The 16,132-nt window shown below is 64.0% G+C and carries 14 protein-coding genes; 10 read left to right on the forward strand and 4 right to left on the reverse strand.

The window, feature by feature from the left end; all coding sequences use genetic code 11:
* Positions 1–87: 87 nt before the first annotated feature.
* Genes L8F45_RS28180 through hpxZ form a run of 10 tightly spaced genes read left to right on the forward strand, consistent with a single transcriptional unit; the run spans position 88 to position 11,486 of the window.
* A complete protein-coding gene (locus L8F45_RS28180; protein WP_342363713.1) occupies positions 88–1,674 on the forward strand; it encodes an ABC transporter substrate-binding protein in 1,587 nt (528 codons plus the stop codon).
* 20 nt (positions 1,675–1,694) lie between these two features.
* Positions 1,695–2,708: an ABC transporter permease gene (locus L8F45_RS28185; RefSeq protein ID WP_342363714.1), complete on the forward strand. Its 1,014-nt coding sequence runs from the start codon at positions 1,695–1,697 to the stop codon at positions 2,706–2,708.
* Positions 2,705–3,604, forward strand: coding sequence for an ABC transporter permease (locus L8F45_RS28190; protein ID WP_342363715.1), 900 nt, complete (start codon positions 2,705–2,707; stop codon positions 3,602–3,604). Before L8F45_RS28185 ends, L8F45_RS28190 begins: the two co-directional genes overlap by 4 nt.
* Before the next feature lie 10 nt (positions 3,605–3,614).
* Positions 3,615–5,303, forward strand: coding sequence for a dipeptide ABC transporter ATP-binding protein (locus L8F45_RS28195; protein WP_342363716.1), 1,689 nt, complete (start codon positions 3,615–3,617; stop codon positions 5,301–5,303).
* Between the two features lie 4 nt (positions 5,304–5,307).
* Positions 5,308–6,003, forward strand: a complete 696-nt coding sequence (locus tag L8F45_RS28200; protein ID WP_425330052.1) for a cysteine hydrolase family protein — start codon at positions 5,308–5,310, stop codon at positions 6,001–6,003.
* A 39-nt stretch (positions 6,004–6,042) separates the two neighbouring features.
* The gene (locus L8F45_RS28205; RefSeq protein ID WP_342363717.1) at positions 6,043–7,644 is read left to right on the forward strand and encodes a regulator; all 1,602 of its coding nucleotides are present in this window, start codon (positions 6,043–6,045) and stop codon (positions 7,642–7,644) included.
* A gap of 36 nt (positions 7,645–7,680) precedes the next feature.
* Positions 7,681–9,492: an allophanate hydrolase gene (gene atzF, locus L8F45_RS28210; RefSeq protein WP_342363718.1), complete on the forward strand. Its 1,812-nt coding sequence runs from the start codon at positions 7,681–7,683 to the stop codon at positions 9,490–9,492.
* Positions 9,489–9,692, forward strand: coding sequence for a DUF4089 domain-containing protein (locus L8F45_RS28215; protein ID WP_342363719.1), 204 nt, complete (start codon positions 9,489–9,491; stop codon positions 9,690–9,692). The genes atzF and L8F45_RS28215 overlap by 4 nt, the downstream gene beginning before the upstream one ends.
* Positions 9,689–11,086, forward strand: a complete 1,398-nt coding sequence (locus L8F45_RS28220) for an AtzE family amidohydrolase (RefSeq protein ID WP_342363720.1) — start codon at positions 9,689–9,691, stop codon at positions 11,084–11,086. Before L8F45_RS28215 ends, L8F45_RS28220 begins: the two co-directional genes overlap by 4 nt.
* A 7-nt stretch (positions 11,087–11,093) precedes the next feature.
* Positions 11,094–11,486: an oxalurate catabolism protein HpxZ gene (gene hpxZ, locus L8F45_RS28225; RefSeq protein WP_342363975.1), complete on the forward strand. Its 393-nt coding sequence runs from the start codon at positions 11,094–11,096 to the stop codon at positions 11,484–11,486.
* A 29-nt stretch (positions 11,487–11,515) separates the two neighbouring features.
* Here hpxZ and L8F45_RS28230 read toward each other — a convergent pair whose 3' ends face one another.
* The 4 genes from L8F45_RS28230 to L8F45_RS28245 are packed head-to-tail and all read right to left on the reverse strand — an operon-like array spanning position 11,516 to position 16,132.
* On the reverse strand, positions 11,516–12,712 hold the full coding sequence (locus L8F45_RS28230) for a M24 family metallopeptidase (protein WP_342363721.1): 1,197 nt from the start codon (positions 12,710–12,712) through the stop codon (positions 11,516–11,518).
* Between the two features lie 18 nt (positions 12,713–12,730).
* The gene (locus tag L8F45_RS28235; RefSeq protein WP_342363722.1) at positions 12,731–14,374 is read right to left on the reverse strand and encodes a dipeptide ABC transporter ATP-binding protein; all 1,644 of its coding nucleotides are present in this window, start codon (positions 14,372–14,374) and stop codon (positions 12,731–12,733) included.
* Complete coding sequence (locus L8F45_RS28240) at positions 14,371–15,189, reverse strand: ABC transporter permease (protein ID WP_342363723.1); 819 nt, start codon at positions 15,187–15,189, stop codon at positions 14,371–14,373. The genes L8F45_RS28235 and L8F45_RS28240 overlap by 4 nt, the downstream gene beginning before the upstream one ends.
* Positions 15,182–16,132, reverse strand: coding sequence for an ABC transporter permease (locus L8F45_RS28245; protein ID WP_342363724.1), 951 nt, complete (start codon positions 16,130–16,132; stop codon positions 15,182–15,184). Before L8F45_RS28245 ends, L8F45_RS28240 begins: the two co-directional genes overlap by 8 nt.

Raw genomic sequence — 16,132 nt, forward strand, 5'->3', positions numbered from 1 at the left:
TCGCCCGACTTGGCGCGACTCCTGCTTATTTGCTTCCGCGGCCGGGCCGCGGGAAGGCCGCGCATCGCGCGGAACGGAGGGAATTTGATGGTTGATCGTCGCACGCTGGTCGGCGCAGCGCTGTCGGCGCCGTTTGTCACCCGGGCCGCGGCCCAGGCGCCGGCGCGCAACGAAACGCTGCTGCTCGTGCAGGAATATGGCCCGAACAGCCTGGATATGCAGGGCATCGGATCATCCCAGCCCGTGAACGGCGTCGCGCTGAACTGCTATGACCGGCTGATCCGCTTCAAGCCCACGCCGCTTCCTGATGGCGGCGGCGGCGCGTTCAACATGACCGACTTCGAGCCCGAGCTGGCCGAAAGCTGGCAGGTCGCGTCGGACGGCATGAGCGTCACCTTCAAGTTGAAGGACGCGGCCTTTCACTCGGGCCGCGCCGTGACGGCGAAAGACGTCAAATGGTCGCTCGCACGCGCCCTCGCCATTGGCGGCTTCGCCAAGACCCAGATGAACGCCGGCTCGCTCGAAAATCCCGAGCAGTTCGTTGCGGTCGATGAAAAGACCTTCCGCGTCGATTTCGTTCGCCGCGACAAGCTCACCCTCCCCAATCTCGCGGTGACCATACCTTTCGTGTTCGACAGCGAACTCGCGATCAGGAATGGCGGCGAGGACCCCTGGGCGAAGGAATGGCTGAAGAACAATGTCGCAGGCTCCGGCGCTTTCAAGGTGGAAAGCTGGAAGCCGGGCTCGGAAACGATCTATGTGCGCAATGACGCCTGGAAAGGCGGCAAGCTGCCCACGCTTCGGCGCATCATCGCGCGCGACATCCCGTCGCCCGCGACCCGGCGGGCGCTGATCGAGCGCGGCGACGCCGACATCTCCTACGGTCTTCCGCCGAAGGACTTCAAGGATCTCGCCGATGGCGGCAAAGTGAAGGTCGTGGGCGTGCCGGTGCCGAACGCGCTCTGGTATCTCGCGCTCAACGCGGCGACAGGCCCGTTTACGGATGTGCGCCTGCGGCAGGCCGTCGCCTGGGCGATGCCTTACGAGAAGATCCTCCAGGCGTCGCTGTTCGGTCGCGGCGTCGCCATGTGGGGTGGGCCGGAAAATCCGGCTCCCGCCTGGCCGACGCCATTCCCCTACAAGACCGATATGGCGAAAGCGAAGGCGCTGGTTTCGGAAGCCGCGCCCGGCGGCGTCAAGACCGCGCTGATCTTCGACACCGGCGCCGCGACCATCGCGGAGCCGATGGCGGTTCTCATCAAGGAGGCGCTTGCGCCGATCGGGATCGATGTCGAATTGACGAAAATTCCCGGCGCGAATTTCCGCGGCGAACTCAACAAGAAAATTCACCCCATGGCGATCAACCGCTTCGGCGGCTGGCTCGATTTTCCCGATTATTACTTCTTCTGGAATTTCCACGGCGCCAATTCGATCTTCAACATCTCGAGCTATCAGAGCGCCGCAATGGACAAGCTGATCGATGCGGCGCGCTTCACGCAGGACCCGGCGGCCTACAAGGCCAATGTCGAGGCTTTCATCGCTCTCTCGCAGAAGGACGCGCCGGTCATCCCGATCGCTCAGCCGCTGCATGACGTCGCGATGCAGAAATCGATCGGCGGTTATCAGTTCTGGCCCTGTCGTGAGCCGGACTTCCGCTATCTCACCAAGACCTGACGCGCGGCGGGGAGGGCGACATGCTGAAAACCATCGGCGACCGCCTCTTGACGACGATCCCCGCGATCATCGGCGTGATCGTTGTCAGCTTCCTGCTGACGCGCATTCTTCCCGGCGACACCGCATCCTATTTCGCCGGCCCGGCGGCGACGCCGCAGGCGATCGAACAGATCAGGAAGCAGCTCGGGCTTGATCGCCCGCTGCCGGAACAGTTCGCGCGCTATGTCGCGGATCTCGCGAAGGGCGATCTCGGGCAGTCGCTGACGACGGGCCAGCCCGTGGTCAGCGACATCAAATCGAGGCTGCCTGCGTCTGCTGAACTCACCTTGTTCGGCCTGATCATCTCGATGCTGGTCGCCGTGCCGATGGGCATCGCAGCGGCGGTGCGGCAGGGGTCTTTCATCGATCACGCCTGCCGTGTCGTGGCGACCGCGGGGGTCTCGCTGCCCGTGTTCTTCACCGGGCTTCTTCTCGTCTATATCTTCTATTTCGTGCTCGGCTGGTCGCCGGCGCCGCTTGGCCGTCTTGACGTCTTTTATTCGGCGCCGCCTTCGGTCACGGGCTTCTATCTGATTGACAGCCTTATCGCGGGCGACGGCGGGACCTTCCGCGCGGCGCTGTCGCAGATTCTTCTTCCGGGCCTGACGCTTGCGGTGTTTGCGCTTGCGCCGCTCGCGCGCATCACCCGCGCCTCGATGCTGGCGGCCTTGTCATCGGAGTTCGTGCGCACAGCGCGCGCATCGGGCCTGACGCCGCGCACGGTGATCCTCACCTACGCCTTTCGCAACGCCATGCTGCCGGTGATCACCACGCTCGGAATGGTGTTTTCCTTTCTGCTTGGCGCGAATGTGCTGGTCGAGAAGGTCTTCGCCTGGCCGGGCATCGGCTCTTACGCGGTTGAGGCGCTGATCGCCTCGGATTTCGCGCCGGTGCAGGGGTTTGTCCTTGCGATGGCGGTTCTCTATGTCGGGCTCAACCTCCTGATCGATCTCCTCTACGGCGTGATCGATCCACGCGCGAGGGCCGCGGCATGACCGCCGTGCCCGGAGATCTCGCTTCGACGCCTGCGCGTCCGAAGACTGGCGCCGCCGCGACGCTCGCCCATGCGCGACATGTGCTCGCCGAAAATCTCGTCACCGCCTTCTCTTTTGGCCTGTTCGTTTTCATCGCGCTGGTCGCGTTGATCGGACCATGGATCGCGCCCTACGATCCCTTGGCGAGCGACACTGCGTCCGCGTTGCAGGCGCCGAGCTGGCGTCATCCTTTCGGGACCGATCAGATCGGCCGCGATATCCTCGCGCGAGTGATCGTCGCGACGCGGCTGGACCTCACCATCGCCGTCTGCTCGGTTGCCCTCGTCTTCGCGCTTGGCGGCCTCGCCGGCATCGCGGCGGGCTTCTTCGGCGGCTGGACTGACCGCGTTGTCGGGCGGATCGCCGACACGATCATGGCGTTTCCGCTTTTCGTGCTCGCGATGGGCATCGTCGCCGCGCTTGGCAACACCGTGACCAATATCGTTATCGCCACTGCGATCGTGAATTTTCCGCTTTATGCGCGACTCGCGCGATCGGAGGCGCAGGTGCGCCGCAACGCAGGCTTCGTGCTCGCGGCGCGCCTTACCGGCAACAGCGACTGGCGCATCGCGCTGACATCGATCCTGCCGAACATCCTGCCGATCATGATGGTGCAGATGTCTCTCACCATGGGCTATGCGATTCTCAACGCCGCCGGCCTGTCATTCATTGGCCTTGGCGTGCGGCCGCCGACCCCTGAATGGGGCATCATGGTCGCCGAAGGCGCAGGCTTCATCGTCTCCGGCGAATGGTGGATCGCGCTGTTTCCCGGCCTCGCGCTCATGCTCGCCGTCTTCTGCTTCAATCTTCTCGGCGATGGTCTGCGCGATATCGTCGATCCGCAGCGGCGCACATGAGGGGGCGTGAATGACCGGCCTCCCGCTTCTCGACGTTCAGAATCTCAGCGTCGAATTCGCCACGCGGCGCGGCGTCGTCAGCGCGGTGCGGCAGGTCGATATCAGCGTGGGGAAGGGTGAGACCGTCGGCGTCGTCGGCGAATCCGGCTCAGGCAAATCCGTGACCTCTTACGCCGTGATGCGCATTCTGGATCGCGCCGGCCGCATCGCGGAAGGATCGATCCAGTTCTCCGGCCTCGACATGACTGCGATGCGCGAGCGCGATGCGCGCGACATGCGCGGCCGCGAAATCTCGATGATCTTTCAAAATCCGCGCGCCGCGCTCAATCCGATCCGGAAGGTCGGTCATCAAATCGAGGATGTGATGCGTCGCCACGCCATCGCAGGCTCGGGCGACGCAAAAGCAAAAGCGATCGAGGCGCTGGAGCAGGTGCGCATCGCGCGCGCGACCGAGCGCTATCACGCCTACCCCTATGAGCTTTCCGGCGGCATGTGCCAGCGCATCGTGATTGCGCTCGCGCTCGCCTGCAAACCCCAGCTTCTCATCGCGGACGAACCGACGACGGGCCTCGACGTCACGACGCAGAAGGCTGTGATGGAGCTTATCACCGAGCTGACGCGCGAGCGCGGCATGTCGACGATTCTCATCACTCACGATCTCGGACTCGCCGCCGCCTATTGCGACAAGGTCGTGGTGATGGAAAAGGGCCGTGTCGTCGAAACCGCGGCGTCCACGGACATTTTCAGGAGGCCGCAGCATGACTACACGCGCAAGCTGATGCGCGCGACGCCGCGGCCTGGCGTCAGGCTCGCCGATCTCCTGCCAGAGGGCTCGTCCGCGCCGCAATCGTCGGCGCAGCCCACAGCAGGCGAAGTGCTTCTTTCGGTTGACAATCTGGTCAAGGAATATCCTCGGAAGGACGCTACGAAAACACTTGCGAGGCTCTTTGGCCGCAAGGAAGAAAGCGACGAGAAGCCATTTCGCGCCGTCGATGGCGTTTCGTTCGACGTGCGCGTGGGCGAGACGGTCGGTCTGGTTGGCGAATCCGGCTGCGGGAAGTCCACCACCTCGACCATGGTGATGCGCCTGCTCGATCCGACGTCGGGAAAGATCACATTCAAAGGTGCGGATATCGGCGCGATCCCGGCGCGCGACTTCGCGCGTCACAAGCTGCGGCCGAAGATTCAGATGGTCTTTCAGGATCCGACCGACAGCCTCAATCCGCGCTATACCGCCGCGCGCGCTATCGCCGACCCGCTTTATCGCTTCAGCCCGGAGATGACGCGCGACGCCGTGCGCGCGCGCTGCGAGGAGCTGGCGCGTCTTGTTGGCCTGCCGGTCGATCTGCTCGACCGCTTTCCGCATCAATTGTCTGGCGGACAAAAGGCGCGCGTCGGCATCGCCCGCGCCATCGCGCTCGATCCCGATCTTGTCATCCTCGACGAGCCCACCGCGGCGCTTGACGTCTCTGTGCAAGCCGTCGTGCTCAATCTGCTGGCGGAGCTCAAGGCCACATTGCGCATGAGCTATCTCTTCGTCAGTCACGACCTGCATGTCGTGCGATTGCTGTGCGACCGCGTGATCGTGATGCGATCGGGGTCGATCCTCGAACAGGGATCGGCCGCGGACGTGATCGACCGGCCTTCGGCCGCCTACACGCGCGAATTGATCGACGCCATTCCTCATCCGCCGGTGTGATTCCATGACAGGCGCTATCGCTCGCAAAGACACAGCCGTCGCAATTGCAGCGCAGCCTTATCCTTTCATGCTGCGGCGCGAAGCAGCGGCTCTCTTGATCATCGATATGCAGCGCGATTTTCTTGAGCCGGGCGGCTTCGGTGAAATGCTCGGCAATGACGTATCGCAGCTTCGCCGAACCATCGAGCCGAACCAGAAGCTGCTCGCGGCCTGGCGCACGGCCGGGTTGATGGCGATGCACACGCGCGAAGGCCACCGTCCCGATCTTGCCGACCTGCCGCCAGCGAAGAAGGAACGCGGCAAGGGCGCGATGACGATCGGCGATCGCGGACCCATGGGGCGCATCCTCGTGCGCGGCGAGCCCGGTCATGACATCATTTCCGAACTCGCGCCGCGAGATGGCGAGCCGGTCATCGACAAGCCGGGAAAAGGCGCATTCTTCGCGACCGATCTGCATGCGATCTTGCAGAACAGCGGCGTGTCGCAGCTTGTCGTGACGGGGGTGACCACAGAGGTTTGTGTTCACACGACCGTCCGCGAGGCCAACGATCGCGGATACGAATGCCTCGTGCTCGACGATTGCGTCGGCTCCTATTTCCCTGATTTCCACGCGACGGCGCTGAAAATGATTGCGGCGCAGGGCGGAATCTTCGGCTGGGTCAGTTCGTCAGACAAGGTGATCGAGGCGATCACCGAATAGCGGAGCATCATTGCAGCGGCGAATATCGAGGAGGCGATCATGGCGACAAGCGCAGCGTTATCGACAAGACAGCCGGCGATCTGGACGCCCGGCGACTGGAATGCGTTCTTCGGATTCGGCACCAACATTCTCGTCAACATGCTGACGCTCACGGCGCTGCTGCGCTTCGTGTTGAAGATGCCAGACTCGATCGTGTTCGGCCGTATTCTGCCTGCGGTCGGGCTGATGATGTGCCTTTCGACGCTGTATTACGCCTATCTCGCCTGGAAGCTTGCGCGTGATACGGGCCGCTCCGATGTTTGCGCGTTGCCCTCGGGCATCAGCGTGCCGCATATGTTCATCGTCGTCTTCGTGATCATGCTGCCGATCACGCTGAAGACGGGCGATCCGGTGAAGGGTTGGGAAGCCGGGCTCGTCTGGGTCTTCTTCCAGAGCTTCATCCTGATGATCGGCGGCTTCATCGCGCCCTATATCAGGCATATCACGCCGCGCGCCGCGCTGCTCGGCACGCTGGCGGGCGTGTCCGTCACCTTCATTTCCATGCGGCCGGCGCTGGAGATGTTCATGACGCCGGTGATTGGCCTCACCTGCTTTGCGATCATCCTTGTGAGCTGGTTCGGCGGCGTGAAATATCCGAAAGGCGTTCCCGCGGGTCTCGTCGCCATCGCGGTCGGCATGGCCATCGCGTGGGGTTCGAACATCTTCGGACTTGGATTTGGCGGCCTGAGCTTCGGAAAGGTTGGCGAAGCCTTCTCCAATTTCGGCTTCTCGGTCCCGATTCCGGCGGCGGGACATGTATTCTCGGGATTCGAATTCCTCGCGATCATCCTTGTCACGGCGATACCCTTCGGCATCTATGACCTCGTCGAAGCGATGGACAATGTGGAAAGCGCCGAAGCGGCGGGCGATCACTATCCGACCACGCGCGTGTTGACGGCGGATGGCGTGGTCAGCCTCATCGGCTGCCTGATGGGCAATCCGTTCATCAACGCCGTCTATATCGGCCATCCCGGCTGGAAAGCGATGGGCGGGCGCATCGGCTATTCCGCCGCCACCGGGCTCATGGTCATTGTGCTGTCCTGGTTCGGCATATTGCCGCTCCTGCTGGCGTTGATCCCGGTGGTCGCGATTTCGCCGATCCTGCTTTACATTGGCATGTTGATTGGCGCGCAGGCGTTCCAGACGACGCCGCAGACCCATGCGCCGGCGATCGTGCTCGCGCTGACGCCGCATCTCGCCGCCTGGTGCAAGACGCTGATGGATGGCGCGCTTGGCGCCGCCGGCACGAACGCCGCGGCGGTGGGTTTCGACAAGATGGCGATGAATGGCGTGCTCTATCACGGCCTCGAAGTGCTCGGCGGCGGCGCCATTCTTGGCGGCCTGCTGCTTGGCGCGATTGGCGTCTTCACCATCGAACGCCAGTTCGAGAAGGCGTCCGCCTTTGCTGCGGCGGCCGCGGCGCTGACCTTCTTCGGCTTCATGCATGGTGAAACGATCGGAGTCGCCGTGACTCCGTCGGTTGCGATCGCCTATGCGATCGTCGCGGCGTTCCTCTATGCGCTGGCGAAATACCCGCAGGCGGTGAGCGGCGGTTTGGCCATCGAGCCGCAGAAGGCCGTCGCGCCGGCTCCGGCGGAATAGGCAGGCGCATGCGAGCGAATTTTAGTACAAGGCTTCATGGCAGACCTGTCTCTTGATCTCTTGAGTCTTCGCGCGGCTTTTCGCGAAGGGCTCGATCCGGTTGCTCTCATCGATGCGGTCTATGACCGCATCGACGCGTCGGGCGACCCGGGAATTTTCATCAGCCTCGTCCCGCGTCATGAGGCGAGGAAGGCGGCCGCGGCCCTGGGCGGCAGAGAGAAAGGCCCGCTCTGGAGCATTCCCTTCGCGGTCAAGGATAATATTGACGTCGCGGGCCTTGAGACCACCGCCGCCTGTCCGACTTTTGCTTATCGTCCGGCGGCGCATGCGCCGGCGGTCGAGAGGCTGATCGCGGCCGGCGCGATCGTGATCGGCAAAACCAATCTCGATCAGTTCGCGACCGGTCTTGTCGGCGTGCGCACGCCCTATCCCGCGCCGAAGAATCCGTTCGATCCCGCCATCATTCCCGGCGGATCGAGCTCGGGATCGGCGGTCGCGGTGTCGCGAGGGCTCGTCAGCTTCGCGCTCGGCACGGACACGGCCGGATCGGGGCGCATTCCCGCCGGCCTCAATAATATCGTCGGACTGAAGCCGTCGCTTGGCGCGATTTCCGGTCGCGGCATGGTTCCGGCATGCCGGACCCTCGACACCATCTCGATCTTCGCGCTCACCGTTGATGACGCATGGAATGTCTTTGAGGTCGCAGCGGGCGAAGACCGCGACGATCCCTATTCGCGGCCATTCGCTCTCTCGCCGGTAGGCGCTATGCCTCCGCGTTTGAGATTGGGCGTTCCGCGCGAGGAGGATCTCGACTTCTTCGGCGACAGGGCGGCCGAGCGCGCATGGCGCGCCGCTCTTGAAATCGCGCAATCAGCGGGCGCGTCGTTCGTCCCCGTCGATATGCGCCCGTTCCGCGCTGTCGCGCGGCTTCTCTATGAAGGCCCTTGGGTCGCTGAGCGCCACGCCGCGACGCGGCAATTTCTTGCGACGAATCCCGATGCGATGCTGCCTGTCACACGCGGCATTATCGAGGGTGCGCTCAAATTCTCTGCGACGGACGCCTTCGCCGCGATCTATGAGCTCGCGCGTCTCAAGCGCGAAACAGATGCAGCGCTTGCCTCGCTTGATGCGCTGTTTGTCCCCACCTTGCCGTTGGTCCCGAAGGTCAGCGACCTTATCGCTGATCCGCTGACGCCGAACGCCCGGCTCGGCTCCTTCACGAACTTCGTCAACCTGCTCGATCTCGCGGCGCTGGCAATTCCTTCGCCGATGCGCGATGATCATCTGCCCGCGGGGGCGACGCTGATCGCGCGGCGTGGATCGGACGCGATGCTCGCTTCGATCGGCCGCACACTGCACCATAAGGCGGACGTCACAATGGGCGCGACGGGCGTGCGCTTGCCGCCGCTCGCGCCGCCGTCTCCGCAAACCGATGACAGGATCGAACTTGTCGTTGTTGGCGCCCATCTCTCGGGAATGGCGCTCAATCATGAACTGACGTCGCGCGGCGCCGCTTTCCGCAGGGAGGCAAAAACAGAGGCGAGCTATAAACTTTATGCGCTCGCCGGCGGTCCGCCGCGACGGCCGGGACTTCTGAGAACAACGAAAGGCGCAGGCGCCGAAATTGCGGTCGAGATATGGGCGCTCGCGCCTGACGCGTTCGGGCGATTCGTCGCCAGCATTCCTGCCCCCTTATCAATCGGAACGATCAAGCTCGCCGATGGATCCGCCGCGAAGGGGTTTCTCGTCGAAGCGGAGGGCATCGTTGACGCAGAGAACATTTCGCATTTTGGCGGCTGGCGCGCCTATGTCGCACATTCGACCAGCACAATTGAGACCCTATCGTGAAGCCTGAAGACATCGACATCGACGCCTATATTGCGGTTGCATCCGCTGCGATCGGACTGACGATCGATCCGCAATATCGCGACGAGGTCGCGCGGCAGTTCGGGTTGCTTTTGCGCGCGGCGGCGCTCGTCGATGGCGCCGACGGCGTGACGCGGCTTGAAGAGCCTGCTCCGATCTTCACGCCCGGAGCGCGCGGATGAGTCGCGCGCCGGGCTTTGCTTTTGAGATCGCCAACTCTGTCTCACGCGGTGAGACGTCCGCGTCCGGCATCGTCGAGGACGCGTTGTCGCGTATCGACGCTCGCGACCGCGATGTCGGCGCATTCACGGATGTCGTTGCCGAACGCGCGCGGCGCAAGGCTGCTATTATAGACGCCGATCGCGCCGCCGGCCGCGCGATAGGTCCGCTCGCCGGCGTGCCGTTTGCGGTCAAAAACCTTTTCGACGTCGAAGGGCTTCCCACCCGCGCCGGATCGAAGATCAATCGCGAGCGATCGCCAGCCGCGCGCGACGGCGCGCTCGTGCGCAAGCTGGAGGGCGCGGGCGCGATTCTCCTCGGCGCGCTCAACATGGGCGAATACGCCTACGATTTCACCGGCGAAAACGCCCATGACGGCCCCTCGCGCAATCCACATGATCTGACGCGCATGTCCGGCGGCTCGTCCGGCGGCTCGGCCGCAGCCGTCGCCGCGGGCTTTGCGCCGCTGTCGCTCGCCTCCGACACCAATGGATCGATCCGCGTGCCGTCTTCTTTCTGCGGTTTGTTTGGATTGAAGCCGACTTACGGCCGCCTGTCGCGCGCCGGAACTTTTCCCTTTGTCGATAGTCTCGATCATCTCGGGCCAATTGCTCGCTGTGTGAAGGACCTCGCGCTTTCCTATGATGCGATGCAAGGGGCGGATGCGGACGATCCCGCGTGCCAACCGCCGGGACATGCTCCGACGCTGCGTGAGATCGAGCTTGGCGCCAACGGGCTGCGCGTCGCGATCGCCGATGATTATTTTGCGCGTGGTGGATTTCCAGAAGCGTTTGCGGCGGTCGAGCGTGTTGCAAATGCGCTGAACGCGACGCGGCGCGTCGTCTTTCCCGAGGCGGCGCGAGCGCGGGCCGCCGCCTATCTCATTACGGCAAGCGAGGGCGGCGCGCTCCATCGCCGCACGCTTGCGGCGCGCGCCGCCGACTACGATCCGGATACGCGCTGCCGGCTCATGGCCGGCGCCATGATCCCGACGGCTTGGATCAATGACGCGCAACGGTTTCGTCGCTGGTTTCATGATCGCGCGCTGGAGATCTTCCGCGATGTCGACATCGTCATTGCGCCTGCGACGCCATTTTCCGCGCCGAAACTCGGACAGAAGAGTTTCATGCTTGATGGCTCCGAGATTCCCTTGCGGGCCAATATTGGCGTGTTCACGCAGCCGATTTCCTTCGTCGGTCTGCCGGTCGTCGCAGCGCCCGCCGCGGCGTCAGGCGAGGCGCCTATTGGCGTGCAGATCATTGCAGCGCCCTGGCGCGAGGATCTCGCGCTGAGAGCAGCTTTCGAACTTGAACGCACAGGCGTCTCCCGCGCCCCCGTCGCCGCGTCTTTTGCCTGAGGTCATGATGGAAATCGACATTCCCGAGGTGAAGGCCGAGGTTGAAGCCGTGTTCCGACGCTATGAGACGGCGCTCGTCGACAACGATGTGGATACGCTCGATGAGCTTTTTCACAGGGATGCGCGCACGCTGCGCTTCGGCGCCGGAGAGAATCTGTTTGGCTATGACGCGATCGCGAATTTCCGCGCCGCGCGCTCGCCGGCGGGGCTCGCGCGCACGCTCGAAGGTACGGTTATCACTACATTTGGCTGCGATTTCGCGACCGCCTCGACGCTATTTCGGCGCGCGAGCGTGCCAGGAAAAGTAGGTCGACAAACGCAGACATGGGTGAGGTTTGCGGATGGCTGGAAAGTAGTTGCGGCGCATGTCTCACTGATTCAGGAAACGAGCGAGCGTTGACCGCGTTGCAGGCTGCGCGCTCGCTTGCATCATCTCATATGAAGCTCAAGCGGAATGTCGCTCAACAGCTCCGCGGCGCCTTCCGTGATGACGAAGGTCTGGCCAAGTCCCGCGGCAAGTCCGGTGCGCGTATCCGGGATCATGATATGGACGAACAGCACCATGCCCGGCTGCATGATCAGAGGATTACCGCTGTAGATCATCGGCGGCACATCCATCCAGGTGGGGCGGAAGGTGCAGCCGAGCGAATAGCCGCAGGCGGCGAAGCGCTCCTTGGCGAAGCCGGCGGCGTCGAGCACGCGGCGATGAATGTCATCGAGCGTTCCAAGCTCGCGGCCAGCGCGGGCGGACGCAACGATTTCGTTCAGCGCGTCGGCTGCAACCTTGATCATGTCCTCGTGTCGCGGATCGACCTTGCCGATGGCGACCGTGTGCTCGATGCAGACGTGATAGCGGCAATAGGACGCGCCAAGTTCGATCATCATCTGATCGTTGGCGTCGAGCCGCCGAGGGCCACCGACGCCGCGGCCATAGAGAGCGCGCGGGCCTGAATTCACCAGCGGACCGCCGGCCGGCATGTCGCCGCCGGCGGCGAGCATCGCAGCGATGCCTGCGGCGGTCGCTTCGCTGTCGAGCGCGCCGGGGCGCGTCGCGCCGACCATCGCGTGCACCGCCGCATCCGCGAGCTTGCCCGCCTCGCGGACATAGACGAGTTCCGCCGATGATTTCATCAGACGCAGATTGCGCACGAGATCGGAGGCGTCCTCGAGCGCGCAGAATCCGTTGAGCGCAGATTCGACTTCGCGGCAATTCGCGCCCGTGAGGCCATAGGTCGCAAACTCGACGCCGACCTTCGCGCCCTCGCAGCCCAACTCTTCAAGAATGCCGCGCAATTCCAGCGCCGGCCGGACGCCCTCCGTGTTCAGCCAGATGCGGATGTCGTCATAGAGCGAAGAGACTTCCGCCTGCCGCAGATCGGGCCTGCGCGTCAGCAATACCGTCGGCTTCTCGTCGGCGGTGATCACGCCGACCTGAAAGAAAACATAGCCCGCGGTGTCGAAGCCGGTCAGATAATAATGGCTTTCCTGCGCGAACACGAGGAGCGCGGCGAGGCCGCGCCGCTTCATCTCGGCGCGCGCGTGGGCGATGCGGCTCTGATGCTCCTCGGCCGTGAAGCGCAAGGTGACGGAACGGCCGCCCGCAGTTTTCGCTGCGATTTCACTCATGATGGGCTCCTTCAGAATTCAGCGGGCGACAGCCGCGTCCGTTCGCATCGCCTCAAGCAGCGAGCGGGTGTAGGGATGGCGATGCTCCGCATCGAAATCTTCGGCGTCGAACAGATCGACAAGGTCGCCGCGATAGACGACCGCGATGCGATGGGCGATCTGGCGCACGAGATTGATGTCGTGCGTGATGAAGATGAAGGACGCGCCCGTGCGCGCGCGCAGATCGACCAGAAGCCGCGCGACAGACGCCTGCACCGACACGTCGAGCGATGACGTCACTTCATCGCAGATCACGAGTTTCGGCTCGGCTGCGAAGGCGCGCGCGATAGCGACGCGCTGCTTTTCGCCGCCTGACAATTGATGGGGGTAACGGTCGGCGAAGTCGGCAGGCAAACGAACCTGTTCGAGCAGCGCCGCGATCCGTTCCTTGATCTCCGAGCCCTTCGCCAGACCGTAAAGTTTCAGCGGCCGCGACAGGATCTCGCTCACGCGCTGGCGCGGATTGAGCGAGGAATCGGGGTGCTGGAACACGATCTGCGCCGACCGCCGATAAGTGCGATCCAGTGATGTCCGGCCAGTGAATGTGCGGCCGCTAAACTCAATCTCACCGGAGAAATCCTGCAATCCCGCGATCGCCTTGGCGACGGTCGATTTGCCGGAGCCGGACTCGCCGACCACGCCGAGAATTTCGCCTTCGCGCACGTCGAGATTGATCGAACGCGCGCCGATCACGCGTTCGCGCGCGGAGCCCATCAAGCGGCGGATGATCGACGTCTCGCCATAGCTCACGGTCAGATCGCGCATGCGCATCAGAGTAGGCGCGCCTGCCGATGGTCCCTTGTCGGCGAGTCTGACTTCGGGGCGCGGGATCGCGGCGAGCAACGCCTTCGTATAGTCGCGCTGCGGGCTGGCGAAAATGTCGGCCGTGCGGCCGCTCTCGACAATCTCGCCGCGATGGATCACGGCGACGTCATGGGCGACGCGCGAGACCAGCGCGAGGTCATGCGAGATGTAAAGCGCCGCAACGCCCGTATCTTCCTGGAGCTTGACGAAGAGATCGAGAATCTGCCGCGACGTGATCACGTCAAGTGCGGTCGTCGGCTCATCAAAAATGATGCAATCGGGATTGCAGGCGAAGGCGGTTGCGATCACCACGCGCTGCTTCTCGCCACCGGACGCCTGATGGGGATAGCGCTCCATCATTTCGGCCGGGCGCGCAATGCCGGTGCGCGCCAGCAGTTCCTGCCCCTCCGCAAGTGCGTCACGCTTCGACAATTTGCGGTGTCGGATCAGCACTTCGGCGATCTGGTCGCCAAGACGCAAGGTCGGATTGAGCGACGTGCTCGGATCCTGGAACACCATGCTGATGCGCTGCCCGCGAAGCGCCGCTATCTCCGACCGGCTCTTGGCGCGCAAACCCTCGCCGGAGAGGTAGAGCGAACCATCGCCTTCGCGCGCATTGGCGGGGAGATAGCGCATGATCGCCCATGCGAGCGAGGTCTTGCCGGAGCCGGACTCGCCGACGAGGCCCAGCGTGCGGCCTCTCACGACGGAGAGGTCGACTGATTTGAGCGCATGGAAAAGGCCGCTCCGCGTCGCGTAACTCAGCGAATAGCCCCGCGCTTCGAGCGTCGGCGGCGCTGGCTGCACGTCCGCCTTCATCGATGCGCCCTGGGGTCGATGAGATCGCGCAGCGCGTCGCCGAACAGGTTGAAGCCGAGCGCCGCGATGGCGATGGCGACGCCGGGGACTGCGACGCAGGCGGGATTGCGGAACATGAACTGACGCGCTTCGGCGATCATCAGGCCCCATTCCGTGCTCGGCGGCTGCGCGCCAAGACCGAGAAAGCCGAGCGTGGCGCCAAGCATGATGGCAAAGGAGACGCGGATGGTCGCTTCGATGATGATCGGGCCAATCGTGTTCGGCAGCACTTCGCGCAACACCACGTAGCCGCGAGATTCGCCGCGCGCGACGGCGGCAAGCACATAGTCGCGCGTCCGCACCGACAGCACCGCGCTGCGCGCGATGCGGGCAAGGCCCGGCGTGAAAGCGATGGCGACCGCGAGCATAGCGTTGCCCGTACCGCCGCCAAGCACGGTGACAATCAGCAGCGTGAAGAGAAGATCAGGCACCGCGATCAGCCCGTCGAGCAGACGCATCACGAGATTGTCGACTATTCCGCCGATCGAACCCGCCATGACGCCGATTGCGGCGCCGGCGATGACGCCGATCAGGGTCGCGCCAAGGCCGAACAGGATCGTCGCGCGCGCGCCATGCAGCAGGCGCGACAGGAGATCGCGGCCGAACTGATCCGTGCCGAGCCAGAATTGCGCCGAGGGACCTTGCAGACGCGATATCGTGTGGAATTGCTGGGGATCGTAGGGGGCGATCAGCGGTCCCAGCACGACAGCGAAAGCCACGAGGCCAAGCAGGATCGCGGCTGCGACTCCGGCCGGCCGCCTCAAATAATCACGCATAGCGGACGCGCGGATCGAGCGCCGCGATCACGATGTCGGCGACGAGGTTGGAGATGGCGTAGGTCGCGGCGAGCACAAGCGTTGCGGCCTGGATGACGGGGAGATCGCGATTCTGCAGGGCATAGATCATCAGCCGCCCGAGGCCTGGCCAGGCGAACACTTCTTCAACGACGAGAATGCCGCCGAGGAGATAGCCGACATCGAGCGAAATCACCGCCACCGCCGGCGCCATCGCGTTGCGTAGCGCGTGGCGGAGAACGACGGCGGTTTCGGATAGGCCCTTCAACCGTGCGGCGCGGACATAGTCACTCGCGAGCACGTCGGACATCTCGCTGCGCACCTGCCGCGCGATATGAGCCGTGAGGATGAGGCTGAGCGTCGCCGTCGGCAGCACGAGATGGGAGAGAAAGCCTGTCACGCTTTCATTGATCGGCGTGAAGCCGCCGGCGGGCAGAAATCCGCGCTCGGGGCTCGCGAAGATCACCAGCAGCAGCGTCGCCGTCACGAATTCCGGCAGCGCGGTGCCGATATAGGCGAAGAAGCTGATCACGAGATCGGTGAAGCCGCCGCGCCTGAGCGCCGAGAGAACGCCAAGCGGAATCGCGATCACAGTCACCGTGAGCAGCGACGCGGCCGCGAGCGCCGCCGAGCGCCAGAACGCTTCGCCGATCAGATGCGTCACCGGCTGCGACAGCCGCATCGACACGCCCCAGTCGCCACTCAGCGTGCGGCCGAGCCAGCGCAGATATTGAACATACCAGGGATGATCGAGGCCAAGCGAAAGTTCGAGCAGGCGGCGCTGCTCGTCCGTCGCATATTCGCCGAGGATCATCACCGCCGCATTGCCCGGCAGAATCTGCGTGATGGCGAAGACTGTCAGCGAAACGATCAGCAGGACGACAAGGATCGCGGCCAACCGCCGGATGAGGTAGGCCGCGTCCAT

Source organism: Terrirubrum flagellatum, assembly GCF_022059845.1.
In the GTDB taxonomy this organism is placed as follows: domain Bacteria; phylum Pseudomonadota; class Alphaproteobacteria; order Rhizobiales; family Beijerinckiaceae; genus Terrirubrum; species Terrirubrum flagellatum.